The 26,063-nt window shown below is 64.5% G+C and carries 22 protein-coding genes; 5 read left to right on the forward strand and 17 right to left on the reverse strand.

Annotated elements, in window-relative coordinates; genetic code table 11:
• Positions 1–457: 457 nt before the first annotated feature.
• The 11 genes from pgaD to M2395_RS28370 form a co-directional block, all read right to left on the reverse strand.
• Positions 458–982 (reverse strand): poly-beta-1,6-N-acetyl-D-glucosamine biosynthesis protein PgaD, encoded by a 525-nt coding sequence (pgaD, locus tag M2395_RS28320; RefSeq protein ID WP_011058546.1) that lies wholly within the window; start codon positions 980–982, stop codon positions 458–460.
• Positions 982–2,331, reverse strand: a complete 1,350-nt coding sequence (gene pgaC, locus M2395_RS28325; RefSeq protein ID WP_019093523.1) for a poly-beta-1,6-N-acetyl-D-glucosamine synthase — start codon at positions 2,329–2,331, stop codon at positions 982–984. Before pgaC ends, pgaD begins: the two co-directional genes overlap by 1 nt.
• Before the next feature lie 3 nt (positions 2,332–2,334).
• A complete protein-coding gene (gene pgaB / locus M2395_RS28330; RefSeq protein ID WP_053148390.1) occupies positions 2,335–4,332 on the reverse strand; it encodes a poly-beta-1,6-N-acetyl-D-glucosamine N-deacetylase PgaB in 1,998 nt (665 codons plus the stop codon).
• A 14-nt stretch (positions 4,333–4,346) separates the two neighbouring features.
• Complete coding sequence (gene pgaA / locus M2395_RS28335; RefSeq protein ID WP_123431262.1) at positions 4,347–6,833, reverse strand: poly-beta-1,6 N-acetyl-D-glucosamine export porin PgaA; 2,487 nt, start codon at positions 6,831–6,833, stop codon at positions 4,347–4,349.
• A 275-nt stretch (positions 6,834–7,108) separates the two neighbouring features.
• Positions 7,109–8,611 carry a YdgA family protein gene (locus tag M2395_RS28340; RefSeq protein ID WP_077933172.1) on the reverse strand — a complete coding sequence of 501 codons (1,503 nt, stop codon included), beginning with the start codon at positions 8,609–8,611 and terminating at the stop codon, positions 7,109–7,111.
• A 223-nt stretch (positions 8,612–8,834) separates the two neighbouring features.
• The gene (locus M2395_RS28345) at positions 8,835–9,470 is read right to left on the reverse strand and encodes a hypothetical protein (RefSeq protein WP_015633693.1); all 636 of its coding nucleotides are present in this window, start codon (positions 9,468–9,470) and stop codon (positions 8,835–8,837) included.
• Positions 9,471–9,563: 93 nt separating this feature from the next.
• Complete coding sequence (locus M2395_RS28350; protein WP_011058540.1) at positions 9,564–11,012, reverse strand: efflux transporter outer membrane subunit; 1,449 nt, start codon at positions 11,010–11,012, stop codon at positions 9,564–9,566.
• Positions 11,009–11,899 (reverse strand): HlyD family secretion protein, encoded by an 891-nt coding sequence (locus tag M2395_RS28355; protein WP_011058539.1) that lies wholly within the window; start codon positions 11,897–11,899, stop codon positions 11,009–11,011. The genes M2395_RS28350 and M2395_RS28355 overlap by 4 nt, the downstream gene beginning before the upstream one ends.
• Positions 11,896–12,105 (reverse strand): DUF1656 domain-containing protein, encoded by a 210-nt coding sequence (locus M2395_RS28360; RefSeq protein WP_011058538.1) that lies wholly within the window; start codon positions 12,103–12,105, stop codon positions 11,896–11,898. The genes M2395_RS28355 and M2395_RS28360 overlap by 4 nt, the downstream gene beginning before the upstream one ends.
• Entirely contained in the window at positions 12,102–14,189 is a 2,088-nt protein-coding gene (locus M2395_RS28365; RefSeq protein WP_041751900.1) for an FUSC family protein, read from the reverse strand. The genes M2395_RS28360 and M2395_RS28365 overlap by 4 nt, the downstream gene beginning before the upstream one ends.
• Positions 14,186–14,614, reverse strand: coding sequence for a MarR family winged helix-turn-helix transcriptional regulator (locus M2395_RS28370; RefSeq protein ID WP_011058536.1), 429 nt, complete (start codon positions 14,612–14,614; stop codon positions 14,186–14,188). The genes M2395_RS28365 and M2395_RS28370 overlap by 4 nt, the downstream gene beginning before the upstream one ends.
• Before the next feature lie 197 nt (positions 14,615–14,811).
• Here M2395_RS28370 and M2395_RS28375 point away from each other — a divergent pair, with 197 nt between their 5' ends.
• Together M2395_RS28375 and M2395_RS28380 are read left to right on the forward strand one after the other, a co-directional pair.
• Positions 14,812–15,090 carry a hypothetical protein gene (locus M2395_RS28375; RefSeq protein WP_015633690.1) on the forward strand — a complete coding sequence of 93 codons (279 nt, stop codon included), beginning with the start codon at positions 14,812–14,814 and terminating at the stop codon, positions 15,088–15,090.
• Entirely contained in the window at positions 15,087–15,368 is a 282-nt protein-coding gene (locus M2395_RS28380) for a type II toxin-antitoxin system RelE/ParE family toxin (RefSeq protein ID WP_053155817.1), read from the forward strand. The genes M2395_RS28375 and M2395_RS28380 overlap by 4 nt, the downstream gene beginning before the upstream one ends.
• Here the strand turns inward: M2395_RS28380 and M2395_RS28385 are convergent.
• From M2395_RS28385 to M2395_RS28395, 3 genes are all read right to left on the reverse strand, one after another.
• Positions 15,365–15,610: a DUF2789 domain-containing protein gene (locus M2395_RS28385; RefSeq protein ID WP_011058533.1), complete on the reverse strand. Its 246-nt coding sequence runs from the start codon at positions 15,608–15,610 to the stop codon at positions 15,365–15,367. The genes M2395_RS28380 and M2395_RS28385 overlap by 4 nt on opposite strands.
• A 14-nt stretch (positions 15,611–15,624) precedes the next feature.
• The gene (locus tag M2395_RS28390) at positions 15,625–16,086 is read right to left on the reverse strand and encodes an aminoacyl-tRNA deacylase (protein WP_011058532.1); all 462 of its coding nucleotides are present in this window, start codon (positions 16,084–16,086) and stop codon (positions 15,625–15,627) included.
• A gap of 109 nt (positions 16,087–16,195) precedes the next feature.
• Positions 16,196–17,806: a glycosyltransferase family 39 protein gene (locus M2395_RS28395; protein WP_123431263.1), complete on the reverse strand. Its 1,611-nt coding sequence runs from the start codon at positions 17,804–17,806 to the stop codon at positions 16,196–16,198.
• A gap of 331 nt (positions 17,807–18,137) precedes the next feature.
• Between M2395_RS28395 and M2395_RS28400 the strand changes: the two genes are divergently transcribed.
• The 3 genes from M2395_RS28400 to M2395_RS28410 all read left to right on the forward strand — a co-directional run bounded on the left by M2395_RS28400 (position 18,138) and on the right by M2395_RS28410 (position 22,010).
• Positions 18,138–20,330, forward strand: a complete 2,193-nt coding sequence (locus M2395_RS28400; RefSeq protein WP_123431264.1) for an outer membrane assembly lipoprotein YfiO — start codon at positions 18,138–18,140, stop codon at positions 20,328–20,330.
• Positions 20,300–21,058, forward strand: coding sequence for a DUF3142 domain-containing protein (locus tag M2395_RS28405; RefSeq protein WP_053148380.1), 759 nt, complete (start codon positions 20,300–20,302; stop codon positions 21,056–21,058). The genes M2395_RS28400 and M2395_RS28405 overlap by 31 nt, the downstream gene beginning before the upstream one ends.
• 262 nt (positions 21,059–21,320) lie before the next feature.
• Positions 21,321–22,010 carry an NYN domain-containing protein gene (locus M2395_RS28410; RefSeq protein WP_015633685.1) on the forward strand — a complete coding sequence of 230 codons (690 nt, stop codon included), beginning with the start codon at positions 21,321–21,323 and terminating at the stop codon, positions 22,008–22,010.
• A 17-nt stretch (positions 22,011–22,027) separates the two neighbouring features.
• Here the strand turns inward: M2395_RS28410 and M2395_RS28415 are convergent, their stop codons facing one another.
• From M2395_RS28415 to M2395_RS28425, 3 genes are all read right to left on the reverse strand, one after another.
• Positions 22,028–24,493, reverse strand: coding sequence for a TonB-dependent siderophore receptor (locus M2395_RS28415; protein ID WP_123431265.1), 2,466 nt, complete (start codon positions 24,491–24,493; stop codon positions 22,028–22,030).
• Between the two features lie 98 nt (positions 24,494–24,591).
• Complete coding sequence (locus M2395_RS28420) at positions 24,592–25,545, reverse strand: FecR domain-containing protein (RefSeq protein ID WP_011058527.1); 954 nt, start codon at positions 25,543–25,545, stop codon at positions 24,592–24,594.
• Positions 25,542–26,051 carry a sigma-70 family RNA polymerase sigma factor gene (locus tag M2395_RS28425; protein WP_011058526.1) on the reverse strand — a complete coding sequence of 170 codons (510 nt, stop codon included), beginning with the start codon at positions 26,049–26,051 and terminating at the stop codon, positions 25,542–25,544. The genes M2395_RS28420 and M2395_RS28425 overlap by 4 nt, the downstream gene beginning before the upstream one ends.
• Positions 26,052–26,063 lie beyond the last annotated feature (12 nt).

A 26,063-nucleotide genomic window follows, 5' to 3' on the forward strand; every position in this document is an offset into this window, starting at 1 on the left:
CTACGAAGGGCGTGACGCTAATAAGCTATTACTGCATCGTCAAATGACTGCCGCAGAATCGCCAATAACAATCAAATCAAACTTTCAAACAACTTTACGAGATAAAAAACATGCAGCTCCATCATGGAGCCGCCCATTTTAAATTTTGAAATATTTAAAGGAAAAATCATATGAAAGCCTTTTAAATCAATGCTATAGAGTTTTAAAAAGTTTTAGAAAAAGTTTGAGATTGCACACTTAGAAGAGCCAACGCCCGTACGCAAGAACCCTGCTTCTCACTCTCTCGCTACGATTAAAGAACAACTCACCCACAACCACATCCGTAGCGACAAACCCATGCAGAACCCCAAATAAACCAATAACGCATTGATTTATTTACTGAAAATAGAATCAGACAATTCCCTCTGCAAATTCAGAAGAGCCGTACCCCCCCCCAGGGCTCATCCCCCCTGGGCAATCAATCTTCTCCTGTCTTCTTGCCTTCATCCCCTTCCGAACGCAGATGGATCACCCGCGGCGGCGGTTCCACCCTCAGCGGCGGGTGCTGCTGGTCTTCGGGAAGAATGCGATAGAACTGCGTGGTGACGTGGCTGATACCGCCCTCCTCGTCGTTGTGCACGATCATGGTGCCGGGCTGGCGCATCTGGGCGAAGGTCGCGTCGTTGAGCTTGAAGGTTTCGCTCAGGCGCTTGTCGTCCACCACGGGTGCCGGCAGCCGGGGCGGGTAGCTCTTGTTGCGACGCTGGCGGTAGCGGGCCCAGGAAATCAGCAGCACCGCATTGAGTACCGCCACCCAGGCATAGAACTGCAGGGTGGTCAGGGCATCGAGCATGCCCGCTTCGATCCGCGGCCCTTCATGGCTGTCCAGCAGCGGAATGAGCCCACGAACCAGCAAGTACAGCAGGCCTACCCAGGCCAGTACGGTGAGGACAACGTCGACGATCACCATGAACGGACGCTGGCGGGTTCGGATGATTTTCATCAGCGCACCTCCTCTTCGTCATCGATGGGTTTGATGCCGCGGTCCGGGCTGACCCAGCGCGCGCGTTTCTGGTGTTCGCCAAACAGCACCCGGGGAAAGCTCACCAGGGTGGTGAACAGGCTGATGAACCAGAACACCAGCGGGTACCAGACCACCCAGAACATGGTTTTCCACAGGTCTTTTTCATAACGGCGGTCGATCAGGATACTCACCGCGAACTGGGTCAGGCAGACCATCGCCAGCACCAGCCCGGTGAAGGCCGGCGGGACGATGGTGTGCACCGCGATGGCCTCGGGCATGACGATGAACTTGCCCAGGGCCCAGAAGATCACCGACAGCAGGAAGGTGAAGGCCCAGCCGGTGGACAGGCAGTAGTCGAACAGCAGGGTCCAGAGGTAGCGGTGGCGCCACTCCCAGATCCCGCGGATGTTCTTGAACAGCACCTCGGCGCCGCCCTGGGCCCAGCGCAGGCGTTGCTTCCACAGGCCGCGCAGGGTCTCCGGCATGAGGATCCAGCACAGCGCCCGCGGCTCGAAGAACACGTACCAGTGGTCCAGTTGCAGCTTCCAGCTGATGTCGATGTCTTCGGTGATCATGTCCGGGCTCCAGTAGCCCACCCGGTGCAGGGCGGTGCGACGGAAGGCGACGATCACCCCGGAGACGGTGAAGACTTTGCCGAACACCCGCTGGGTGCGCTTGATCAGGCCGATGATCGAGGAGAACTCGCCCACCTGGACCCGACCCACCAGGGTCGAACGGGTGCGGATCCGCGGGTTGCCGGTCACGGCGCCCAGGCGCGGGTTGTCCAGCATCGGCGCCACCAGGTAGGCCGCCGTGTTGGGCGCCAGCAGGGCATCGCCGTCGATGCACACCAGGTATTCGCTGTGTGCCGCCACCGCGCCCATGCGCAGGGCCACGGCCTTGCCCTGGTTCTGCGCCAGGTGCAACACCCGCAGGCGCGGGTCCTGGGCGGCAAGGCGGTCCAGCACCTCGGCGGTGTTGTCCTTGGAGCCATCGTTGATGGCGATCACTTCGATGTTCGGGTACTGCTGGGCCAGGGCCGCATGAATGGTGTCGGCGACGTTGTCGCCTTCGTTGTAGCAAGGAATGAGGATGCTGATCAGCGGCTCACCGGCCAGGGGCGGCGGCAGGGTGTCGTCGCTCCACGGCCAGTGGCGCTCCCAGTGCATCCAGTAATACAGGCCGCCGGCGATCCACAGCGCCGACATGAACAAGGGGTAGTAGAAGACGAAGTCCATGAGGAATTCGCCGGTCAGCACGAAGATCAGCCCCAGGGGCACGCCGAGAACGAGCGCCAGGACCACCAGCGCAAAGATACGATCCACCATGATTCAAGGGCTCCATTTGTTGGAGAGCGCGGGCCGCAGAGTCTTCAGGTCCGGTGAGTTCTCGAGGAAGTTGTCCGGGTAGTAGCCGAAATTGGTCGCGCCCTGGCGCTTGAGGCGGCCCATCCAGTCCGCCAGTTGCTGGGCGGAGAGGTCGCTGGCGGGCTTGCGGGCCCAGTCCCGGGCCTGCAGCTCGAACACCGTGCGCTGCAAGGCACCGGGGCGGGCGCGCACCTGGTCCACCAGGGCTTCGAGCCAGGGCCCGGAATGCCGCTGGCTCTGGCCTTCCATCAGCGGCATGGCCATGGGCGCGGTCCAGTCGTAGCTGACCAGGAAATCATCGAGGTTCTGGGCGAACCAGGTTTCACTCTGCGGGTTGATGATCGGCTCGGCGAACAGGTTGCGCGCGGTCTGCACCTGCGGCCCGCGAATCGCCCGGACCTTGGCGGCCAGCTCATGGGTGAAGTCGATCAGGTAGCGGCTCTTGAAGCGGGTCCAGCGCTGCAGGGTGGCCGGATCGTCGCGCAGGGCGGCCATGGAACCCGGCAGGCCCTGGGCCACATAGGCGCGCAAGGCCCCGGGGCTGGCATCTTCGAAATCCGAGAGCACGGCGTCGTCGTGGAACAGAATGCCGTCCACCGACGTCATGCGCGCCACGTCCTCGTAAAGGTCACCGATCTGCCGGCGCACATTGGGGTCGAAGGGCGACAGCCGCTGGTACTGCTTAGGATCGATGGTGCTCTGGCCGGTGGCCGGATCCCAGCGCGTGACCCGGGGCAGCCGGGCGTCCAGGGCGAAGCTGAGCACCGGCATCCAGGCATAGACCTTGACGTGGGCCCGGGTGCGCAATTGCCAGGCGACCCGGTCGAACAGGTCGGCGCGCATCGGCAGGTGCCGGTTGGGGAAATACAGCGACTGCACCAGGCCGTCGCCCTTGGGGTCGGCGAAGGCCTGGAGGAATACGGTGTTGGCCCCCAGGTCGGCCATGCGCTGCACCAGCTTGCCGAGGTTGACCTCCTGCTGCTTGGGATCCGGGTCGTAGACGTTGTCCAGGTCCACGTGCACCACGCGCATGGGCGCGGCGGTCTCGGCACCGACAATGCTGTTGGAGAAGTGCATGCCGTCCGGGTCCGACACCACGAGGAAACGCGGGCTGCTCATCAGGTTGTCGAGTGTGTCCAGGCCGTCGTCCAGGGTCAGGGCCAGCTTGAAGCCCTGGCTGTCCACCACTTGCAGGGTGGAGCCGTCGGCCGTGCCGTAGGGCCAGACCCAGATCCGCGGGCGATAGCCGGCCACGGCCAGGATCTTGTTCGAGATGGCGGTCACGTCCTGGCGCATCCGCGCCTGGAAATCCGCCTCGCTTTCATAGCGCCCGGAGGCGGCGTCAAAACGGCGGGTCGCCGCCGCCGGCTGCAGGTTGCCCTGAGGGTTGGCAAGAATGCCCAGGTGGCTGTGGTCGGTATGGGCGGCGATTTCCACCAGCCCGGAACGGGAGATTTCCCGGACCTGCGCCCAGGTCAGGAACTGAGAGCGGGGCCGCAGCTCGCCGGCGAAGTTCACCGGCTGGTCGGCCGGGGTGTCGATCCAGGTGCCCACCGGCGCCAGCACCGCAGGCCAGTGATAGCTGCGCAGCACCGGCAACACCCGGGTGTAGAAGCTCGAATAGCCGTCATCGAAGGTCAGCAGGATGGCCTTGGCCGGCAGTTCGGGGCCGCCGTTGCGCGCCGCCAGGATCTGGTCCACGGTCACGGGCCGGTAGCCGTTTTCCCGCAACCAGGCCAGTTGCTCGATCATCCGCTCGGTGCGCACCGCCACCACCCGTTGGTCCGGGTCGCGATCCTCGATGTCGTGGTAGGCAATGCCCAGCACGTGGTTCTTCGGCCAGGGTGCCTCGGTGTTGGGCAACGGCCGTTGCGCCGGGGCGAGAAAGTCGGCGGCGGGCTGGGAACAGGCGCTGAGAACCAGGGCTCCCAGCAGGAGGATGCAACGGTTGATCAGGCGCATCGTCACACTCTTCTCTAGAAGCGATAGGTAAGGTCGACAGCCAGGCGCAGGTCGGTTTCCCGATCGCCGTCGTAAGGCCGGTTGATCACGCTCAGGACTCCGCCGATGTCGAACACGTCGTTCCAGCTGTAGCGCTGGCCGTAGCTGAGCAGCCCCACCGCTCCAGTGGAGTAGCCGCGTTCGCTGTAGGTACCGGCGCCGGCCTGGAACTGTTGGCTCCAGGAGGTCTGATAGCGGTGATAGAGCACGTGGTTGACGGTGACGGTGGGCAGGACGCTGAGGTCCGCCTCGGGGTTGTAGTAGGGGGTGTCTTCCAGGGTGTTGTGGCTGGCGCCCACTTCCAGGCCGAGGTCGACCTGCACTTTCGGCGAGCGGTAGACCCCTTCGCGGCCCGTGAGCAGGGCCTCGAACCTATTGTTGCCGTCGCTGAAGTGCGATGGGCTAAGGGACAGTTTCCACTCGCGGCTTTCATTGGCCCGCCAACGCAGGAAGGCGCTGCCGCCGTTGGCGCTGATATCACTGTTGAGGGCCCGCAGCGGGGTGTTGGCAGAGAGGTAGTCGAGGCTGCCGCCGTATTGCCAGTGATCGTCGATGTCCCGCGCCAGCGACACCCGGGCACCGGTCTTGTCGCCGTAGCCATAGGAATGGTTGGAGACTTCCGCTTCCAGGGTCATGTCGCGGGTGCGCCGCTCGACCCCCAGGACCTGCCAGCGGTGATGGCCGATCCCTTCCGAAAAGTCCCCCATGGCATAGCCGATGCCGCCGAACAGGCGCCAGTCCTCGGCGATCGGCGGCGTGTAAAGCCGGCTTTCGATGCCGAAATCACGGCTGCCGGATACCGCGCCGGCGCCATTGCTGCCACCGCCGTAACTTTTGCCGCCATAGGTCATGACCCGCAGTTCGGCCATGTCGTGCACTTCGCGCTCGCGGGCCAGGCGCTGCACCTGGCGGCTCTCCGGAAAGCGCTCCACCACGTCGTCGGTCAGCGCATCCAGTTGCCGCCATTCCTGCAGGTCCTGGGCCGTATGGCCCTGGGACACTTCCAGGCTGACATCGCGCGGGGCCACGCTCTCGGTTTCCTTGAGCAGGCTTTCCGAAAGCCGGGGCCAGTCGCGCACCCGGTACAGATCGGCCTGGGCCAGGCGTACGCTGATGTTGCCCGGAGCCTGCCCCGCCAGGGTCTCCAGGCGCTGCTCGGTGCCCGGCAGGTCAGCCCCGGCCGTGCCGTCGGCACCGGCCTGGGCCGCCAGCAGTTGGGCATCGACCCAGTCGTCATTGGGGTCGCCCACGGTTTGCCCGGTGAGCTGAATTCGCTGCGGCACACTGTCGGCCAGGTCATTGGCGAGTTTCAGCGCCTCTTCCGGGCGTTCACTTTCCAGCAGCGCGTAATACAGCGCGGTGGTGTCTTCCAGGCGGTGGTCGGCATCACCGTCCGGTGCCGAAAACACACGCCGATACAGGTCCGCGGCGATTTCCGGCTGGCGCTGGTCGAGGTAGGAAGCCGCCACCCAGCGCAGGGCATACGGGGGAATGGCCACGCCGGCAGCGGTGAGCTGCTCGTATTCGCTGATCACCTCTGCGGTGCGCGCCCGGGACTTGAGGGCGCCCAGGCGGTCGATGCGCCAGCGGGTCAGGTCGTCCTGGGCTTGAGGGTCCTTGCCCCAGGCGGCGAACAGGGAGTCGTAGTCGGCCAGGGCACGGTCGGCCACCACAAAGCGCTCTTTCTCACTGCGGCTGGCCAGCTCCGAGAGGCGCACCCGTTCGGCGGCGAGGTCGGCCTGGATGCGCCGCTGGATCACCGGCTCGATCAGCCCGGGGTGCTGCCGGGCCAGGCGCAGGGCCGGTTCCGGCAGGCGCGCCCGCTGCAGGGCGTAGATGTATTCGCGGATGACTTCGGGCTTGTCGCCAGCGCGGATAAACGCCTGGTCGTATGCGGCCAGGGCGTCATAAGGCTGGTTGGCGCGGGTCAGCGCGTAGCCCAGGGCCAGGCGCCGGTTCGGGTCATCGGGCTTGGCCGCCACCAGGGCCTTGGCCCGGGCCACGGCTTCGGCCGGCTGGCCGGCATCGGCCTGGGTCAGGGCCAGCCCCAGCTGCAGGTCGGCGTTCTGCGGGTCGCGCTGCAGGGCCAGGCGATAGACCTGGGTGGCGTTGTCCCACTGCTTGAGGTTGCGATAGGCACGGGCCGTGGCGGCCAGCGCCTGCGCCGGCAGCACCCGGTTGCGGCCCTGGGTCTCGTAGACCTTCACCACCTCGGCATCGAGGCCCGCCCAGCTGGCGATCTGCAGGTGGTCGCTGACCAGCCCGTTGTTCAACCGGTCCGCCGGCACTTGGCGCAAATGGTTCAGCGCCGGGGCGTAGCTGCCGGCCCGGGCCTGGATGATCAACTGGTCATAGGCCGCATCGGCGAACGCCAGGCCCGGCCATAACAGTTGGCTGCACAATGCCAGGCGAAACAGCGGACGAAGGCCGTAGCGGCGAGCGGGATGAACAGTGCGTTGCATTTCGTCAGCATCCTTACGTGGCTAGCCGGAGTTATGCGCCCCGCCCTTACGCCCCAGCCCGGACGATCAGAAGATCGACAGAGCGTCTGGGAGAATTCTTCCACGAAGGTTAGTTCAGAATTTGCAGCGCCATATTTATTCAGAATCAGATTCTGCGGGGCCTGCAGCCGCCCTCACCGCCTTGCTCCAGACAGCACAACGCCCGACCTGTGGGCTGCACAGGCCGGGCGTCAGGGGTTGCACAAGAAGGGCCGCGCAAAGCGGCCCGTGCACCTTTACTGCTGGGCGCCTACGCCCCCCAGCTTGCTCATGACCAAACCGATGAACTGCTCAACGGTCATTTTCTGGCCGTTGAAGTTCACTTCGTTATTGGCATAGTGCAGGGCCGACACCACGTCATTGCCTTCCAGCTTGGCCAGTTGGGTGGACAGGGCCATGGCACTGAGCATTTCTGCAGTGGCCGCGCTTTGCTCGGCGATCAGCTTGGCATCGGTCTGGCCTTCGGCCTGGGCCTGCAGGGCGGCGATGTCTGCCACCATCGGCTTGGACAGCGACAGCTTGGCATCCAGCTGGCTGACCAGTTGCTTGCCCAGCTCAGCCGGCGGCAGCTCCAGGCTCTGCGGCTTGGCCAGATCCAGGCTCAGGCTGAAACGGCTTTCACCACCGGCGGTCTTGAATGCCAGGCTTTCCAGGGCGATCTGCGGCTTGGCTTCCAGGACCTTGTTCACGGCAGCCCGTACCTTGACCTGCTCGGCGTCGGACATTTGCAGTTCCGGAGCCGGTTCACCCTCGGCAGTGGCCTCGGTGGCGGCCTTCTGATACGGCTGCAGCACGTTCTGGTAGACCTGGACCAGATCGAGCATGCCCTGGCTGTCGAGGCTCTTCATGCTCCAGAGCATCTCGGCCGAACCCACGGTCTTGCCGTCGAAGGCGATTTCACCCACTCGGTAATCCGCACGGCCCGCCACTGTGCTGCCGGTTTCTTCGCTGAAGGTCTTCTGCTCGAAGTGCTTCAGGGTCAGCACCGACTGCTTGTCGCCGAAGGTGGCCTTCAGGCCGCTGAGCTCCAGGGTGTTCTGGCCCAGGAAGTAGTCGAAGCTGCTTTTCTGCAGGTTGCTGGCCAGGGTCAGGCCGTTGATTTCCAGTTTGAGCGGGGCCTTGTCCGGCGAACTGAGGAACAGGCTCAGGCTGTCCATATAGCCATCGACCTTGGCCTTGCGGCGATTGTCGCCGACGCTGAAAGTGGCATTCAGGCCGGAGAACTTGAGGTTGTTCAGCTCATCCAGGGCCAGTTCCATCGGAGCGAAATCCAGGGTGCCCTCCGCGGACAGGTCATAGCCGACATTGACCACGCCCTTGAACGGTGCAGCACCCTTGGTGGCGGCAAACCACTTGTCGGTCTGCCCGTTGTTCTCCAGCTCGTAATGACTGGACGCCATGACTGGCAGCCACTTGAGGCGGATCAAGCGCGAGAAAGGCAGCGGGCCGTGTTCGATATGGTCGGCGATCATCAGTTCCAGCCCACCGTTGAACATCTCGCCCTGGGTCTTGAGGCGGTAGCGGGCATTGCTGCTGAACACGCCACGCTCCAGGGACACCAGCTCCAGAGTGGCGGTGGCGTCATAGCCGATCAGCGCCGCTTGCAGTTCCTTGTTGCTTTCGATCACCTGCTGCTGCAGGACCCCTTCCAGCTTGGTGCCGGTGTACCAGGCACCGCCGGCACTGATGGCACCTACTGCGACGACGATTCCTAACAGTACGCCTGCTGATTTATTCATGTCTGACCCGATCAATATCCGTTGTTTGAAGGTGTGGTCGTCTTCCCTGAACCCATGACGGGTTGCGGCTCGACTCCGCGTAAAACCGGCGCAGATTACCACTGGCGGCTAGGGCGAGCCCAATCTTTGAATGTGAAAAACCGTGGAGCGCGGGGAGATGGCCACGGCAGCGGCTGCCGCAAACCGGCAGCCGCCGCTGTTACAGGGCCAGGGGAAGGGGCTTTTAGGAGTATTCGATTTCCAAGGCATCGAGCTGATGATCGAAGCTCTTGAGCCGAGCGCTCCAGGTGTACACCAGGACCTCGAAATCCCGGTCGATCACCGCGCTGTTGCCCCGGGATTCGCCCCGTGGGTCGCAGAAATCCAGCTGGTAGCGCTCCCGCGCCATGGCGGTGGCGACATCCGACAGCTCCCGGGCATTGCTCAGCCAGTGGTGACCGTCCTCGGCCTGCTTATCCAGCAGCATGCACTGCTTCTTCAGGGCCTCCAGGCTCTTTTCCAGCGGGGTGCCGGTGAGTTCGCCCATGACTTCGGCGAAGGTCCGCCCCGGTTGCCAGTAACTGCCCCAGAAGTAGCGGTCGAATACGGTTTCGACCCGGCGCAAGGCCACCTTGGTGTCCCAGATGACCACCAGGGTCTTGCTCTGTTCGAGCTGTTTTTTCTTGATTTTCTGGCCCTGAAAGGAGGCCCAGGCCACCACACCGATGGCCATCACCGCGATCAACGCGCTGGCGCTGTCGAGGAACACCAGGGCCTTGTCGATCTGATGGGCCAGCATGATGCCGTAGAAGTAGGTGGCAGACAGCAGCACCAGGGCGCAGAGCGCGCACCAGAAGCCCGGAGCATAAGGGTTTTTCATTATTGGAATCCCCATGACCATCACATGCTTTGATCGGTTGGAAGGCACGTTGCACAAGGCACTTTTCCAACTGATCAAAGCATAGCAACCGCCTCAGGGTTTCGCGTGTTCCGGGCCTTGCGTTCGTCCGCTTTCCCAACCGCCGCCCAGGGCCAGGAACAGATCGATCTGGCTCATGGCTACCTGGGTGTTGGCCGCCGCCAGTTGCGCGCGCATATCGGTGTAGGTGCGGGTAGCCTGCAGGTCGGCGAGGAAGGACGCGCGCCCGGCCTGGAAGAAGCGGTGGGTCTGGTCCGCCGCCAGTTGCGCCGACTGCTCGGCATCCGCCAGGGCATCGCGGCGCTGCAGTTGCGCGCTGTACTGGGCCAGGCCGGTCTGGGTTTCGCGGATGGCGTTGAGCACCACCCCATCGAAATGCGCCAGGGCGCCCTGGCTGGCGGCCTCGGCTTCATGAATGCGCTCGCGGGCGCCATTGGCCGGCACCGTCCAGCTGATCAGCGGGCCGAAGCCCCAGCGATTGGTGGAAGGCTTGCCGAGGTTGTCGAGGATGCCCACGGTGCCGACCGTCGCGCCGATGCTGATATCCGGATACAGGGCCCCGGTGGCCACGCCGATGCGCGCGGTGGCGGCGGCCAGCTGGCGCTCGGCCTGCCGTACATCGGGGCGGCGCTTGAGCAGCGCCGCGCCATCGCCCACCGGCAACAGCTGGGTGATATGCGGCAACTGGGCACAACTGTCGGTGCCGGCGGGCAATTGATCCAGCGGCTTGGCCAGCAGCATGGACAGGCGGAACAGGCCCGATTGGCGCGCCGCCTCATAGCGCGGCAGTTCGGCACGCAGGGATTTGAATTGGGTCTGAGAACGGGTGACCTGGGTTTCGTCGCCGCGCCCCGCATCGCGCAGGCGCTGGGTCAGCTCGGTGCTCTGGGCTTGCAGGCTCAGGGAGTGCTCGGCGATTTCCCGTTCTTCGTTGGCCGCGCAAACCTGGGTGTAGGCCCGCACCACGTCCGCCACCAGGGTGATGCGCGCGGTATCCGCCGCAGCCTGGGTCGCGTCGGCATTGGCCTGGGCCGCCTCGATGCCGCGCTGCAAGGTGCCGAACAGGTCGAACTGGTAGGAGGTGCTGATGGACAGGTTGCCGACGTTGGCCACTGGCACCTTTTCCGGCAGCAGGAAGGCTTCGCCGGATTCCTGCAGGCGCTCGACCCCGGCCTTGACCCCACCGCTCCAGCCACCGGCGGCCTGGGCTTCATCCACCTGGGCGCGGGCCCGAGCCAGGTTGGCCGCCGCCACCCGCAGGTCGGTGTTGGAAGCCAGGGCCTGCTGCACCAGCTGGTCCAGACGCGGGTCCTGGTACAGCCGCCACCAGTCGGCAGGCACCGGCGCCGACACCACGTTGGCGCCCTTGGCGCTCAACTGGCCCTGCAAATCCTTGCGCTGCACCGCAGCATCCCCGGGCACCTGGTAATCCGGCCCGACCATCTGGCAGGCCGAGAGCAGCAGGCCGAGCCCGGCCAGGGCCAAACGCGCGCCGTTGTTCATTGGCCGGGCTCCTGCTTGGCCTGGTCGTCGAGGATCGACACCGTGGCGGTGCGCCCGGCGATCATGCGAAAGTCCGCCGGCACATCGTCGAAGGCGATGCGCACCGGAATCCGTTGCGCCAGGCGCACCCAGCTGAAGGCCGGGTTGACGTTGGGCAACAGGTTGGAGCCGCTGCTGCGATCACGGTCCTCGATCCCGGCGACGATGCTTTCCACATGCCCGCGCAGCCGCGCACGGTCGCCGATCACACGGATATCCACGGCCTGGCCGACATGGATGCCATCGAGCTTGGTCTCTTCGAAATAGCCATCGATGTGGAAGGAGTTGCTGTCCACCACCGACAGCACCGGGCGCCCGGCGGTGACGAATTCCTGGGTGCGCGGTGCACGGTCGTTGACGTAGCCGTCCACCGGGCTGCGTACCACCGAGCGGTCGAGGTTGAGCTGGGCGCTGTCCACCGCCACCTGGGCCTCGGCCAGGGCCGATTGGGCACGGGCCTCGCGGGACTGGCTTTCTTCCAGTTGCTCGCGCGGCACCAGGTTGCCCAGGCCACGGTTGCGCTTGGCCTCGCGCTGGGCCTGGGCCAGGGTTTCCTGGCGGTCGGCCAGGGCCGCCTTGGCCTGGCGCAGGGCCAGCTTGAAGCGGTCCTGGTCGATGCTGAACAGCACCTGGCCGCGCTGCACCAGTTGGTTGTCACGCACCTGCACTTGCTGGATCAGCCCGGACACGTCCGGAGCGATCTGCACGATATCGGCGCGGATATGCCCGTCCCGGGTCCAGGGCGCGAACATGTAGTACATCACCATGCGCCAGACCACCACGACCGCGAAGGTCACCACCAGTAACGTCAGGACCACACGGCCAATGGTCAATAAAGGTTTTTTCATGTCATCAGGTATCGACTGAGAGAGTCCACGGCGCCCAGTAGCAGAGCGTAGAGACCCACGTTGAACAGCGCCCGGTGCCAGACCAGACGATAAAAGTGCAAGCGCGTCAGCACCCCGTGCACCAGCAGGTACAAGCCATAAGTGATGCCCATCAGCACCAGCAGCGTGGGCAGGAACACCCCGCTGATATCCAGATCACCGATCATAGGGGCGCTCCATCGATGCCATGGGGAAGGGGTTCTTCAAGCTCGCCGGTGGCGACGAATTCCACCCCCGGCAACAGCGCCAGGCGCAGGCCACTGAGGGCGTGCAGCAGGTGCAGGCGGGTTTCGTGGTCGCCTTGCAGGCCCTGGCTGCCGAGGGCGCGGCGGGTACGGTCGAGGGTCATCAGCAGCCCGCTGGGGGCCGGCAGGCGTTCGCCGGCCTTGAGGCAGGCCTTGAAGTACTCGCCCACCTCGGCCACCACCTGGCGCAGCAGGCTCTGGGCCACGCCCTGCACCCGCGGTGCGTAGGCCAGCAGGTCCAGCATATTGAGCGCCACGCGCAACTCCCGCAGGGCTATGCCGGTGTCCTGCCCGGTCATGGCCAGGCGCGGCAAGTGCTGCATCAGGCGGTCGAGCATCTGTGCGCCCATGTGCCGGTGTTCGGCCAGGGTCGCCGGTTCGCTGAGGCTGACGATGTCGCGCCAGCTGAAGCGGGTCAGGCGCTTGGCCGCCAGTTCGGAGCCGAACGGCCGGGCGATCAGGGTCCAGACAAAGGCGAACAGCAGGCCCATGGGGCCGGCCAGGTTGGAGTTGGCAAAACTCAGGAAGTCCGCGTCGTAGGCGCCCTGGATGCTGATGAAGGACGAGGTGTTGACGATGGTCAGCAGCATGCCGAGGTAGAACCGCGGCTGCACCGTCAGGGTGCCGACGCAAATGAACGGCACGGCAAAGGCCAGCACCAGCATCGGGAAGTCGTGCAGGTTGGGCAGGATCAGGAACAGGTAGAGGCTGGCGAACAGCACCGACATCGCGGTCCAGAAAAAGAACCGGTAGATCTGCGGCGCCGGGTCGTCCATGGAAGCAAAGAAACTGCAGGCCACCGCCGCCAGGATCACGGCGCTGCCGCCGTCGGTCCAGCCCAGGAGAATCCACAGCACCGAGGCGACGATGATCGCCAGGACCGTCGAGCCCGCCGAGTACAGCATCAGCCCGCGATCGAGAAACGGCGTCAGCCGGCCCAGCCGCCAATGCCGGTAGACCGCGCGCCAGGGCGCCTGGCTTTCACTCTGGATGGCGTGCTGCAGGCTGCGGCAGTCCTGCCACAGGTCGATCCACTCGCCGAGGCGATACAGAGCGTTGGACATCAGCAGCTGGCGCCGGTCATCCAGGGCTTCGGGGCTTGGCTGCAAGGCTTCGAGTTCATCGCGCAGGGCCTGCCAGCGTTCCACCGAAGCATCCCGGGCGGTGCCTTGCAGCCATTCATCGGCCTTGGCCAGCAAGGGGGCGAACTGCGCCACCAGCTCCGGGGTACGCCGTTCCAGGGCATACAGGGCATCGTCCAGGGCATCCACCACCGGCAGCAGGTTGATCATCCGCCCGCGCAGCTCCTTGGTGTTGCGCACGGTCTGCGGCCGGGCGCCCTCGTGGGGCAACTGGCCGATCATCAGTTCCAGGGTGTTGAAGGTGCCCACCATGGACGCGCGCAGGGCACTGACTTCCTCGGGCTGGACGTTGCGGGCCAGGAAGCGCTGGCTGTAGAGCGCGGCATCGGCGAACCACTTGGCGGCGGAATCGACGAACACCGGGGCCAGCCGCCGGGGCCAGAACATGCTGCCGATCACCGCGGCGCAAACGATGCCGAGGAAGATTTCCTCGGTCCGCGCCTCGGCGACGTCCCAGACCCCCAGGGGGTTGTCCACCACCGGCAGGGCGATCAGCGGCAAGGTGTAGCCGGCCAGCATCAGGGCGTAGTTGTTGGCAGTGCGCAGGTGCATGGACAGGAACAGCAGGATCCCGGTCCACAGGGCGATGATCACCACCAGCAGGTAGGGGCTCTGTACGAACATCGGCACGAACAGCACCGCGGCCGCCGCCCCGAGAAAGGTGCCGATCGCCCGGTACAGGGCCTTGGAACTGGTGGGGCCGACGTAGGGGCTGGAGACGATGTACACCGTGGCCATCGCCCAATACGGACGGGGCATCTGCATCAGCATGGCGATGTACAGGGCGATCATCGACGCGGCGAAGGTACGTACGCCATAGAACCAGTCCCGCGCGGGAGGCATGCCGGTAAAGAAGCCTTTCAAGATGGCAGCACCGGTACATGACTGGCGGACTCGAACGCGCGGATCACCCGCAACGCCGCCTCCAGGTCGGCGCTGCCAATGCCTTCCAGCACTTCATGACGCAGGCGCACCAACTCGCTTTCCACCGCCTGCACCAGCTCGCGACCGGTGTCGGTCAGGCTCAGGCATTTGGCCCGGCGGTCGTGGGGGTCTTCACTGCGGCACACGTAGCCGGCGCTGCACAGTTGATCCAGCAGGCGCACCAGGGACGGGCTTTCCATCCCTGCGGCCTGGGCCACCGTGACCTGGCGCACGCCCTCGCCCAGGCGCCCGATCATCAACAGCGGCACCGCGCAGGCTTCGGAAATGCCGAAGTTGACCAGCGTGGTCTGGCAGATCCGCCGCCAATGCCGGGACGCGACCACCATGCCACTGCTGATATTCATGTGGAGTGATTCAAGGGAGTTGGACACAAGATTGTTCGCACACTGTTAGTTTGCTAACTATCAATATGTCATTGACGGATAAATCCAGTCAAGTTTTGTAACAAATACCCCGGCCAAGCCTTGGATCCAGCGCCTGCAAAACAGAATAAGTACTGAAAAGGTATATACTTTTTGAGTACTTTTTGAGGAGAACGCTCATGCCCAAGCACGCCATCTTTACGATGAAACTGGAAACTGAACTGCGGGATCAGTTTATGGCGGAGGCACTGGCCGCACATCGCCCAGCCTCACAGATCGTGCGCGAGTTGATGCGCGAGTTCGTGCAAAAACAGCACGAATCCCGTGAGTACGAGGCCTTCCTGCAACAGAAAGTCCTGCTGGCTCGAGCCTCCGTAGACGCTCAACGCGGGCACAACCATGAAGAGGTAGAAGCAGAGTTCGCTGCCAGACGCGCTCGGGCATCGAGGCTAGAATGAAGGTTGTATGGGTTCCCGAAGCCGTACAGGACCGCATGGATATCTGGGATTACCTGCATGTGCTCAACCCGAGGGCTGCGGTCGACATGGACAGGCGCTTCAGCGAATGCGTCGACCATCTGGTCCTCAACCCGCAGATAGGCTCCACGGGACTGGTGGCAGGAACCCGCGAGCTGATTCCCCAACCGAGCTATCGCCTGGTCTATCAGATAAGCCAAGGCCACGTCTGGATCCTGGCCCTGGTCCACACCGCTCGCCAATGGCCGCCACCGACCTAGCCCCCGCGCCCCTTCCTCAACAACACATCCAACTGATCCACCACCTCGGCCCAATCCGCATCATCGAGCACTTCCGTGCGCAGAAAGTCGGCCTGGCTCTCGCTCCAGAAAAATGCGTCCGCCAGGTGCAGCTCCGGTTTGAGCGGCGAATGCGTGGCGATGAAACGCTCGATGCTCACCGGGTCGTCGGCCAGCCCCAACTGCTTGAACAACGCCGGCAGGCTGTGGGTCGGTGCTTCCATGGTCGGGCTCCTGATCAGTGCGAGACTTCGCAAACCTCGGCGTGGGGCACCAGCTTCAGGTACTGGGCCATGCTCATGTGCACCAGGTTGTGGTGGTTGCCGGCTTCCAGGTAGATGTCTTTCTGCCGGGTCAGCAGCGGGTCGATCACCACGTCCAGCCCATAGGACTCGCCCAGGGCCGGCACCGCGCCGCGCTCGCAGTCGTTGAACAGGTGGGCCAGGGTGCTTTCCCGGGTGACCTGCCATTCGCCGCTGCCGCGCACCTTGCCGAGGTCCAGGTGCCGACTGGCCGGCAACACCGCCATCAGGTAATGGCCGTGGTGATCGTCGAGGATCACCGACTTGGCCACTCGCTCCGCCGGTACCCCCGCCACCCGCGCCGTTTCCAGGCTGCTGGCGGAATGGGGATGGCTCACCAGATCAAACTCGCAAGCGGCTTGTTCCAGGCTGCGCTGCACGGTTCTTGCCATACGCATGATGCACCTCGGTGCCCCGCAAGCGGGGACAGGACTGTGACTCCTGATGCAAGTCTAGGTCGCGCTGCAAGACACAAGGCCTCGAACTTCCGAACGGCACCCTGCGCGTTCATTGCCCGGCACAGGAAGCGCCGGCTGCCGAGCCACAGAGGACAAACAAGCGGGCCCGAGTACCACCCGCGGCGAACTGACCGACTTTGTGCCACCCCTGGGGCAATGGCGCGAATTCCTCGGACTGATCGTCCGACCCCACCAGCCAATAGCGCCCGCTGCCCACTGACAAGGCGCTCAACTGATCCAGGTAGACCTGATCCGGGTGGTCGATCAGGGTGCCGAAGCCGTAGGCGTTCGGCCTGCTGGAGGTGCCTCCCGGCAGCGGCGGCGTATAGAGCATCGGCTGGGCATCGGTGCGGTTGTAGTAGACGTAGCTCAAGTACCAGAGCATGTCGCTGATAACGATGCGGTCGCCCGCGACGTAGTGCCGGTTGACGTAGTCGACCATCACGCTGATCTGGTCGTTGGCGTCGACATCGATGTTGTTTTTCAGCCCCACCGCTTCCAGCCCCACGAACCCCAGCAGCAACGCCAGCGCCACCAGCCGGGCACTCTTAAGCCAGCGATCGATGAGCACCGCCATGATCATCGGCAAGCCCAAGGCATACGCGGTCAGGTAGCGTTCGATAAACACTGGCGAAGCGAACGACACCGCAAACACCAACAACAATGGCAGCAGGGTGAAACTCGCCAGCAGCCCGCCGAACCTGGCAGGTACACCATCACGCCAGGCCAGGACGCTACAGACCGCCAGCAACAGCAGCGGCATGCCCACGAACAGCGCACCTGGCAGGTTGTCGCCTTCGTCCTGGATCAGCAATTGCCAGACCATCGCCGGCAGCGAAGACCAGGTGACCACCGGCTCCCAGCCGACATCGCCGTTAGCCTTCAGCTCGTCCATGTGCCGCAGCAGGTCCAGCAACTCCGGAACCCAGGGCAGGAACAGCAGCACGATCGCCGCATTCGCCAGCCACCAGGTCGGGCGGGTGACCAGGCGCCCGCCACCCTCGGCGCGCACGCCCGAAACGACCAGGTACAGCCAGTGCGCCAGCACGCAGAACACCGTGAAGTAATGGGTGTAGAAAGCCAGGGTCATCAGCAGCGCGTAGCTCACCAGATGGCCCCGACGCGAGGGCTGGCGCAGCCAGTACACCAGGGCCAGGGTCGCTCCCAACAGCAACAGGCCCAGCAGCGCATACATGCGCACTTCCTGGCTGTAGCGCACGGCCGTGGGCAGCAGGGCCAGCAGCACACCGGCGAGAATCGCCGCGCGACGGGTCGCCAGCAGCGCCACCAGCCACATGCCGAGCCCTACGGTGACTATCCCTGGCAGCGCGCTGAAGGTGCGAATGGAAAAAATCCCGTCGCCGAACAGTTCAATCCAGCCACGCAAGAGCATGAAATACAGCGGCGGATGGACGTCGCGGGCCGCATGAAACCAGATTTCGCTCAGCGAATACTGGCTGAGCACCAGGCTGGAACCTTCGTCGCCCCAGATGGCCGCGGCGGTCAGGTCATAAAAGCGAACGGCCGCAGCCAACAGCAACACCGGCAGCAACCAATACTCAAGCGCCAAGCGCATCAGCCGCTGCACACCTTGCTCCCGAGGCACGACGGCCTGCTCTTGCAAACGCCCGATCAACTCCGGCGCTCTGCGAAAATCCATTCCTTGCTCCCCATAAACTCGCCTGATCTGGTCGCTCAAACCCCGACAGCATCGTCCTTTGCCTGGAAAACCGCAAAGCACAGACGCAAGGGTAAAAAGCCGCTCCTCGAATGTCATGTGCGACTCTTGCCGATTGCCCTCGGGTACCGCGGTACGGGGTCAGGCCCAGCCATCACCGGCAATGGATGAACATAGACCGGAGGACAGCAAAGCCGCGTCACAGAACGGCGGATTTTCTAACCAGCGACGTAGGTGCCAGCCGGCGCCTTCTGTATGATTTTCGCCACACTCGGAACCTGCCCTCATGGCTTTTCTGAATTAAGGACAATTCATGCGCAAGCTTCTGCTCTCGGCATTGACCCTCACCGCCCTGTGCGCCGGCCAGGCGCAGGCCAGCTCGGATGACATCTGCTCGCCGACCTGGTCGCTCTACTCAAATCGCCTGGACGGTTGCAGCAACCTGCCCTTTCTCAGCCCGGGCAACGACAGCCGGGTCAACTTGCGGCTGCTGCTGGCCGACCAGGGCAGCCTGCCCCTGGCACCCCGGGCCCTGACCCAGGATGAACTGGGCATGGGCTACGGCCCTGTGCCCTTCATGCACTATCGCCTGCACCCGGCGCAGCCCGAACTCGATCCCGACACTGGCAACCCACCCAAGCCCGGCCCCTCGCCCGCCACCGAGCAGCTCGACAGCCTGCTGCAGGCCGTAGGCCTGCGTCGCGATAGCAAGGAAGCCGCCGGGAACGGCTTTCTCTCCGGAGAAGGCAGCCGCTGCCGTAGCAACTCGGACGCCAGTGCCCTGGCTTTTGTGGAGCAGCTCGACCAGGCGCCACTGAGCCCGGAAGAACGCCAGGCCCTGGCCGAGGCCCGGGTGCAACTGCTGGCCAGCTGCGACTGGAACGCCAGCGAAATGAGCAAGCTGCTGCCGGCCAACCTGAACTCGGCGGCGGCCAAGGCGTTCGCCGGCTACCTGCAGGCCGCCGCCGACTTCTACAGCGGCCGCTTCAACGAAGCCGGCAACGGTTTTGCCGCGCTCAAGGACAGTCCCCAGCCCTGGCTGGCCGAAACCGCGGCCTACATGAGCCCGCGCACCCTGCTCAACCTGGCCCAGCAGAACGCCTTCGATGAATGGAGCATGGTCAATCTGGAGCATGTGGACAAAGCCGTCCTGCAACAGGCCGGCGCCGGTTTCGAGGCCTACCTGAAGACTTATCCACAGGGCCGCTACGCCGTTTCCGCCAAGGGTCTGATCCGCCGTGTGCACTGGCTGACGGGCGACACCCAGGCCCTGGCCGATGACTACGCCTGGCAACTGACCCAAGCTCCCGGCACCCCGCGCAACATGCCTCTGGACGACCTGGTGGAAGAAGTCGACTACAAACTGCTGAGCCTGCCCGAAGACCACTTCAAGGCTCCGCTGCTGCTGGCGGTCAAGGACCTGATGCGCATGCGCGACGCCCCATCGGCGCCCCTGACCCGGGACGCCCTGCAACAGCAGAAGGCCCTGTTCGCCAGCCAGCCGGCGCTGTTCGACTACCTCCAGGCCGCTTTCAGCCTGTATGTCGAAAAACAACCGGCGGCGGCGCTCAAACAATTGCCCAGCCAAGTGCCGGCGCAACTGGACTACCTGAGCTTCAGCCAGCAGATCCTGCGTGGCCTGGCCCTGCAGGCCCAGCAGGACTGGAAAGGCGCCGAGGCGCTGTGGCTGCAATTGCTGCCCCTGGCCCAGCAACCGCTGCAACGCGAACAGCTGGAACTGGCCCTGGCCTACACCTACGAGCGCAGCGGGCAACTGGCCAAGGTGTTCGCCGACGACTCGCCGATCAAGACTGCCCAGGTGCGCGCCATTCTCCTGCGCCAGGTGGCCTCTCCCCAACTGCTGCGCCAGCAAGCGCAGAAGGCCGAGTCGCCAGCGGAACGCAACGCCGCGCGTTTTATCCTGCTGTACAAGGACCTGACCCGCGGCCAGTACGCGGCCTTCGGCAAAGACTTCGAGCAACTGCCGCCCACCCTGCCCGACGCTAGCCTTGCCGCCAGCCTGGGCTACATCTACCTCGATACCCCGCCGTTGCAGGACTTCCACTGGGATGGCCCACAGCCCGAAGAAGAAAAACCCGACTACCGCTGCCCAAGCCTGTTGGAGACGGCCGCCCTCCTGCAGCGTGACCCGAAAGCCCCGGCCGGGCTGCTCTGCCTCGGCGAGTTCATGCGTTTCAGCGGCTTCGACCGCATGCCCCTGGACACCCCGCCACCGGCCCAGAACCTGGGCGGCACCCAGGACACGTTCCCGGGCAAGCCGTTCTCGCGGCTCGACGGCTATCAGGTGGTAATCAACAACCCCAAGGCCAGCCGTGACGATCGCGCCTACGCGCTGTACCGAGCCATCAACTGCTACGCCTCCTCGGGCCATAACAACTGTGGCGGTGCCGGTGTCGAGCCCGCCGTGCGCAAGGCCTGGTTCCGCCAGTTGAAGACCAAGTTGGGGGATACCCAGTGGGCCCAGTCGCTGCGTTACTACTGGTAGGCAAGCGCCTGGGCTATGGCCTGCTGCCGCTGTGGCTGTGCTGGGCAACGCCGGCCAGCGCGGCAGTGGACGCCGCCGACTACGACGCCTTCTGGCTGTGGAGCGGGGTCAAGACCCAGCCGGTGCTGGGCCAAGCCAGGACCCTGTACCTCCTCCAGGGCCAGATCAGCCGTTCGCGGCGCCATCCGGCCAGCGGCGTCCAGCTCATCGCCCAGGGCCTGCCGGTGTCGCGTCTGCGCCAGGAGCAGGTGTGGGTGGTCTACCGCGCCCACACCCTGGCCTGGCCCGAACCGCTGTATGACCAGTTGCTGGGCCAGGTCCGGCGTTGGCAGGCCACGGGCACCCAGGTGGTGGGCATCCAGATCGATTTCGACAGCAGCACCCACGACCTGGAGCGCTATGGCCACTTCCTGCGCGACCTGCGCCAGCGCCTGCCGGCGCACTACCGCCTGAGCATCACCGGGTTGATGGACTGGGGCAGCAACGCCGACCCGCAAGCCATCGGCCAGCTCAAGGGCGTGGTGGACGAAGTGGTGGTGCAGACCTACCAGGGCCGCCGCAGCATCCCCAACTACGCCAGCTACCTGCCGCGCCTGGACCGCATGGGCCTGCCCTACAAGGTCGGCCTGATTCAGGGCGGTGAATGGCAGGAACCCCAGGCCCTGCGCGACAGCCCCTGGTTCAAGGGCTACGTGGTGTTCTTGCAGAATCCTCAGTCCGGGCCCTGAGAGCGGTGCAATAAGTGCTCACAGTAATGCCCATCAGTGCCCTTGATCCTCGAAGCCTGCTGAGGCAAAACGGTTCCCGCGGAGTTGATATGCCAAGCAGCCATTTGTGATGCCTCTCTCGTCGGACAAGGATTGACCTCGACGAATACAGGCACTAGGCTCGACCTCACAACTCAACCCCGTACGCAGAGATTAAGTTCGCTGGCCGTTGGGGTGAAAAAACCGGCCCAGGCCGGTTTTTTCGTTTCCAGGGAATGGAATAGTGCGCACGGCCTTCTTTGTCGATGGCTACAACCTGTTCTACGGGTTGCTGGCCGACACCCCATTCAAGTGGCTCGACCTGCCCGGGTTGCTGACCCATATCGTGCAGATCGAAAACCCCGCCAGCCGACTGGCCTCGGTGGACTACTTCACTTCTTCAGTCAAACCCCGGCTGGCCACCCGTGGCCGGGCCTCCAAGGAAGCACAAGACACCTACCTGCGCGCCTTGAAGGCGTCCCAGGTCAATGTGCACCTGGGGCGCCATCAGCTTGAACCGGCCAAAGCCCCACGCTTCATCAATAAAGCCGTAGGGGCTTCACGCCAGGACACGGTGGACATCTGGAAACTTGAGGAAAAGGAAACCGACGTCCATCTGGCGATCAGCATGTACCGCCTCGCAGCCAGGCAAGCCCTGCATCCTCCAGATGAACGCATCGAGCAACTGGTGCTGGTCTCGGGAGACACCGATATGGCACCAGCGCTGCGGGCCATTCGCGAAGACTTCCCGGACTTGACCCTTGGCGTGATCCTGCCTCACCGCCCGCAGTATCAGCGCCCGCAACCCGGCTCATTGAAAGCCCAGGCCCACTGGATGCGCCGGGTCGTCAGCGCAGAGGAACTGTGCAAGCACCAGTTCCCCGAACGAGTGGCGACCCGCAAGGCGCCCGCGATCAAGCCGGACTACTGGTGAGCCCAGCTGCTGCGGCCTTACCAGTCATAAGTCAGGCTCGAGACCATGGTCCGGCCTTCGCCGTAGTAGCAGTCCCAGATGCTGGTGCATTTGGCGACGTAGGTCTTGTCGGTGAGGTTCTTCACGTTCAGCGCCAGCTTCACGCCCTTGAGCTGCAACGGCGACTTTTCAAGGTCGTAGGTCAGGCCGGCGTCGTACACGGTGTAGGAAGGGATCTGGAAGGCGCCGTCGTAGTCGGTGCCGTAGCTGCCCTTGACGTAGCGGGCGCCGACGCCCGCTCCCAGGCCTGCCAGGGGGGTGTCGCCCAGGATGGTGTAGTTGAGCCACAACGCAGCAGTCAGGGGTGGCATGCCCGCCGGGTGGCGACCCTCGCGGCCATCGTTGTCCTTGGTGTACTTGATGTCGTTGCGCGATGCCGAGGCAATCACGTCCAGCGATTCGCTGAGGCTGGCCTTGGCTTCAAGCTCGATACCCCGGGAGCGCACCGCGCCGCTCTGGATACTGAACCCGGGGTTGGCCAGGTCGGTGGTCAGAATGTTCTCCTGGTCCAGCTGATAGGCCGATACCTGGACGAAGCTCTCCTGGCCCGGAGGCTGGAATTTCACCCCCACTTCGTACTGCTTGCCGGTGGAAGGTTCGAACGCGCTGCGCTGGAAGCTGGTGCCGCTCAACGGCAGGAAGGATTCCGAGTAGCTGACAAAGGGCGCCAGCCCGTTGTCGAACAGGTACACCAGCCCCCCGCGCCCGGTGAAGGACTGGTTCTTGACGTTGGTATGGGCCCCACCCAGCGGCGCATTGTTGTCGGTTTCCGCCCAATCGTTGCGACCGCCCAGCACCAGCACCCACTTCTCGTACTTGATCTGGTCCTGCACGTAGAGGCCGGTCTGGATGATGGTGTTGTCCCACTGGTAAGCGTTGCCGAAATTCAGCGACTGGCCGTAGGTGGGGGTGAACATGTCGAGAATCGGCGGGTTGTAGTCGTACTTGCCGTGGTATTTCGAATTGAAGTGGTAGTAATCCAGCCCCACCAACACCGTGTGGTTGAACGGCCCGGTGTCGAACTCGGCCTGGGCGATGTTATCCACGCCGAAGACCTTGTTGTGCTGCTTCCAGTCGACCCCGTAGCGGGTCATGTAGCGCTGGTCGTCGAGCCCGGTCTTGGGGTTGGTGACGAACTTGTAGCCGTGCAGCGGCGCACGGTAACGGTCGTCGACGTCGGCGTAGCGGGCATTCTGCTTCAGGGTCCAGACATCGTTCAGGCGATGGGAGAACTCGTAGCCCACGACGAACTGGTCACGGTCGTAGGCATTGACCCCGGGCTCGCCGAGAAACAGGTCGCGGTCGATCTTGCCGTTGGGGTTGGCGAACACCGTGCCCACGCTGGGCAGGCCCTGGGCCTCGGGCACGTCGTTGTCCTTCTGGAACTGGGCAAACACCGTCAGTTGGGTGTCGTCATCCGGCCGCCAGGTCAGGCTCGGGGCGATGAACTGACGCTGGCGCTGCACGTAATCGATGGCGTCCTGGCTGTCGCTGGCCAGGCCGGTCAGGCGATAGAGGAACTGCCCCTGCTCATCCAGCGGGCCGCCCAGGTCCAGGGCGATGCTCTTGTGGTCGTAGCTGCCGGCTTCCACTTTCAGCTGATGCACGGGGGTCTCGGTGGGCCGCTTGCTGACCATGTTGACGATCCCGCCCGGCTGGTTCTGCCCGTAGAGCACCGAGGCCGGGCCCTTGAGCACTTCGATGCGCTCCAGGGAATAGGGCTCGATCTGCAGGGCACCACCGGTACTGCCACCGCCATAGGGCAAGTGCAGGCCGTCGAGGTACAGCGGAGTCGGTGAAAAACCACGGGAGGTGGGTTCGTCGAAAATCTTCACCCGGTCGGAAAAGCCGCCGCCGGTCATGCCCGGGGTATAGAGCAGCGCCTCGGTCACGCTCTGGGCACCACGGGCGCTGATTTCCTTGGCGCCGATCACGTTGATGGTCTGCGGAATCTCCACCAGCGCCGAATCGGTCTTGCTGCCGGTGGCGCTGCGCTTGGCCACGATCCCCGGCACTGCGCCCCAGGCATTTTCATCCACTTGGGTGGCGCCGATGCGGGTTGGCCCCAGCTCCAGTGCAGCGCCCTGGGCCACTGGCTGCAGCCCCCAGCTGGCGCCACTCTGGGTGGCTTGCAGGCCGGTCCCCGCGAGGAGCTGGTGCAGCCCTTGCGCCACTTCGTAGCGGCCTTGCAGGCCCTGGCTGTGCTTGCCGGCCGTCATGCTCGCATCCACCGACAGGAGAATCCCCGCCGCACTGGCAAAGCGGTTCAGCACCTGGTCGAGGTTGCCGGGGGCGATCTGGTAGTCGCGGGCCTGGCTCTGGCTGCCCGGCTCGGCCTGGACAATGCCTGGCAGCACGGGTGCCACCGCCAGCAGCGCAACAAAGGCTCGGCGGCGCGCGGTAGCGCCCAGGGTCAAAATGGATGCAGCGGTCTGGTAAGGCATTCCTGAACTCCCCATGAGAATGCGTCTTGATCGGCTTTCATGGGGTATCCCGAACGGCGCGCCGGAATCGACAACCGCCTGACAAAATATTTTTGCATTCAGCCTCGCGGCTTGAGGGTTACCCAGTAGCGGGTCACCGCATGGGCCCGTACCGGTAGCGAGCGCTCCAGGGCGGCGAGCACCGCATCGCTGTCGGCCAGGGGAAAGACCCCGGTCAGCAGCAAGCCCGCCACCTGCTCATCGCAGCGCAGCACCCCTGGCCGATACCGTGACAGCTCAGCGACGAACTGCCCCAGGGGCTGGCGTTCGGCAATCAACCGGCCCTCGCTCCAGCTGCTGGCATTGACCTGGGCCACTTGCCGGGCCGACACCCGGCCGGCGTCGAACCACAGGCGTTCACCGGCATTGAGTTGCAGGGCCTGTGCATGGCGGGGGCTGATCCGCAGCGCCCCTTCGTAAAGATCGACCCGGGTGCCGCCGTCCAATTCGCGCACGGCGAAACGTGTGCCCAGGGCCTGGATATCGCCGGCGGGGGTTTCCACGATCAGCGGCCGCGACGGGTCATGCCCGCTGGTCAGCAGGATCTCGCCCTGGATCAGGCGGATGCGCCGTTCGCTGGCGCTGAACAGCAGGTCGACGGCGCTGGCGCTGTTGAGGTCCAGGCGGCTGCCGTCGCTCAGGGTCAGGTGGCGTATTTCCCCGGTGGCGCTGCGCTGCCCGGCGAAGGCCGCTCGCCAGGGCTGGCTGTCCTGCACCAGGTAGCCGCTGCCACCGGCCACCAGCAGCAAGCCGAGCAGCTTCAGTGCGGCGCGGCGCTGCTGGTCCGGCGCCTTGGCCAACAGTACATGGGTGCTGTGTTCCGGCACGCCTTGCAGGGTCTGCTGCAGTTGCTGCAGGCGTTGCCAGGCTCGCTGGTGCTCGGGATCGGCCTGCTGCCAGGCGTCGAAGGCGCTGCGCTGCTGCGCGCTCAATTCGCCGCCCCAATGCAGCATCAGCCACTCGCTGGCCTGCTCGACAACGCTGGGGGCAATGGGTGCTTGATGAGGTTTCATTCTGCGTAGAGCACCTGGTAACAGGCCTGGATCGCACGGGTCATGTACTTCTGCACCGAGCTGACGGAAACCTCCAGGCGCTCGGCAATCTGCGCATAGCCCAGCCCCTCGAACTGCGACATGACAAAGGCCTGGCGCACCTTGTCCGGCATGCGGTCGAGCATGGCGTCGATCTGCATCAGGGTTTCGAGAATCAGCGCGCGGCTTTCCAGGGAGGGGGTCTGCGGCTCCGGCAAGTGGGCGATGCTTTCCAGGTAGGCGCGCTCGATGCGCGCGCGCCGCCATTGGTCGACCACCAGGTTGCGGGCGATCTGCGCCAGGTAGCTGCGGCTTTCCTGCTGCCCGGGAAAACGCCCCGAAAGCAAGAGGCGCAGGAAGGTGTCCTGCGCCACGTCCGCGGCATGCTCGCGATCGCCCAGGCGCTTGCGCAACCAGCCCTGCAACCAGCCGTGATGATCCTGATACAGACGATGGAGTTGAGCGTTGCCGTCAGTGGTGGCTTGCATGAATGAAACTGC

Origin of the sequence: Pseudomonas sp. BIGb0176 (assembly GCF_024810175.1) — a bacterium.
Classification (GTDB): Bacteria; Pseudomonadota; Gammaproteobacteria; order Pseudomonadales; family Pseudomonadaceae; genus Aquipseudomonas; species Aquipseudomonas protegens.

What these genes read in the sequence shown, in the direction of transcription:
- pgaD (WP_011058546.1), bottom strand. Translation starts at nt 982, where the DNA reads ATGAAAATCATCCGAACCCGCCAGCGTCCGTTCATGGTGATCGTCGAC.
- pgaC (WP_019093523.1), bottom strand. Translation starts at nt 2,331, where the DNA reads ATGGTGGATCGTATCTTTGCGCTGGTGGTCCTGGCGCTCGTTCTCGGC.
- pgaB (WP_053148390.1), bottom strand. Translation starts at nt 4,332, where the DNA reads ATGCGCCTGATCAACCGTTGCATCCTCCTGCTGGGAGCCCTGGTTCTC.
- pgaA (WP_123431262.1), bottom strand. Translation starts at nt 6,833, where the DNA reads ATGCAACGCACTGTTCATCCCGCTCGCCGCTACGGCCTTCGTCCGCTG.
- M2395_RS28340 (WP_077933172.1), bottom strand. Translation starts at nt 8,611, where the DNA reads ATGAATAAATCAGCAGGCGTACTGTTAGGAATCGTCGTCGCAGTAGGT.
- M2395_RS28345 (WP_015633693.1), bottom strand. Translation starts at nt 9,470, where the DNA reads ATGAAAAACCCTTATGCTCCGGGCTTCTGGTGCGCGCTCTGCGCCCTG.
- M2395_RS28350 (WP_011058540.1), bottom strand. Translation starts at nt 11,012, where the DNA reads ATGAACAACGGCGCGCGTTTGGCCCTGGCCGGGCTCGGCCTGCTGCTC.
- M2395_RS28355 (WP_011058539.1), bottom strand. Translation starts at nt 11,899, where the DNA reads ATGAAAAAACCTTTATTGACCATTGGCCGTGTGGTCCTGACGTTACTG.
- M2395_RS28360 (WP_011058538.1), bottom strand. Translation starts at nt 12,105, where the DNA reads ATGATCGGTGATCTGGATATCAGCGGGGTGTTCCTGCCCACGCTGCTG.
- M2395_RS28370 (WP_011058536.1), bottom strand. Translation starts at nt 14,614, where the DNA reads ATGAATATCAGCAGTGGCATGGTGGTCGCGTCCCGGCATTGGCGGCGG.
- M2395_RS28375 (WP_015633690.1), top strand. Translation starts at nt 14,812, where the DNA reads ATGCCCAAGCACGCCATCTTTACGATGAAACTGGAAACTGAACTGCGG.
- M2395_RS28380 (WP_053155817.1), top strand. Translation starts at nt 15,087, where the DNA reads ATGAAGGTTGTATGGGTTCCCGAAGCCGTACAGGACCGCATGGATATC.
- M2395_RS28385 (WP_011058533.1), bottom strand. Translation starts at nt 15,610, where the DNA reads ATGGAAGCACCGACCCACAGCCTGCCGGCGTTGTTCAAGCAGTTGGGG.
- M2395_RS28390 (WP_011058532.1), bottom strand. Translation starts at nt 16,086, where the DNA reads ATGCGTATGGCAAGAACCGTGCAGCGCAGCCTGGAACAAGCCGCTTGC.
- M2395_RS28395 (WP_123431263.1), bottom strand. Translation starts at nt 17,806, where the DNA reads ATGGATTTTCGCAGAGCGCCGGAGTTGATCGGGCGTTTGCAAGAGCAG.
- M2395_RS28400 (WP_123431264.1), top strand. Translation starts at nt 18,138, where the DNA reads ATGCGCAAGCTTCTGCTCTCGGCATTGACCCTCACCGCCCTGTGCGCC.
- M2395_RS28415 (WP_123431265.1), bottom strand. Translation starts at nt 24,493, where the DNA reads ATGCCTTACCAGACCGCTGCATCCATTTTGACCCTGGGCGCTACCGCG.
- M2395_RS28420 (WP_011058527.1), bottom strand. Translation starts at nt 25,545, where the DNA reads ATGAAACCTCATCAAGCACCCATTGCCCCCAGCGTTGTCGAGCAGGCC.
- M2395_RS28425 (WP_011058526.1), bottom strand. Translation starts at nt 26,051, where the DNA reads ATGCAAGCCACCACTGACGGCAACGCTCAACTCCATCGTCTGTATCAG.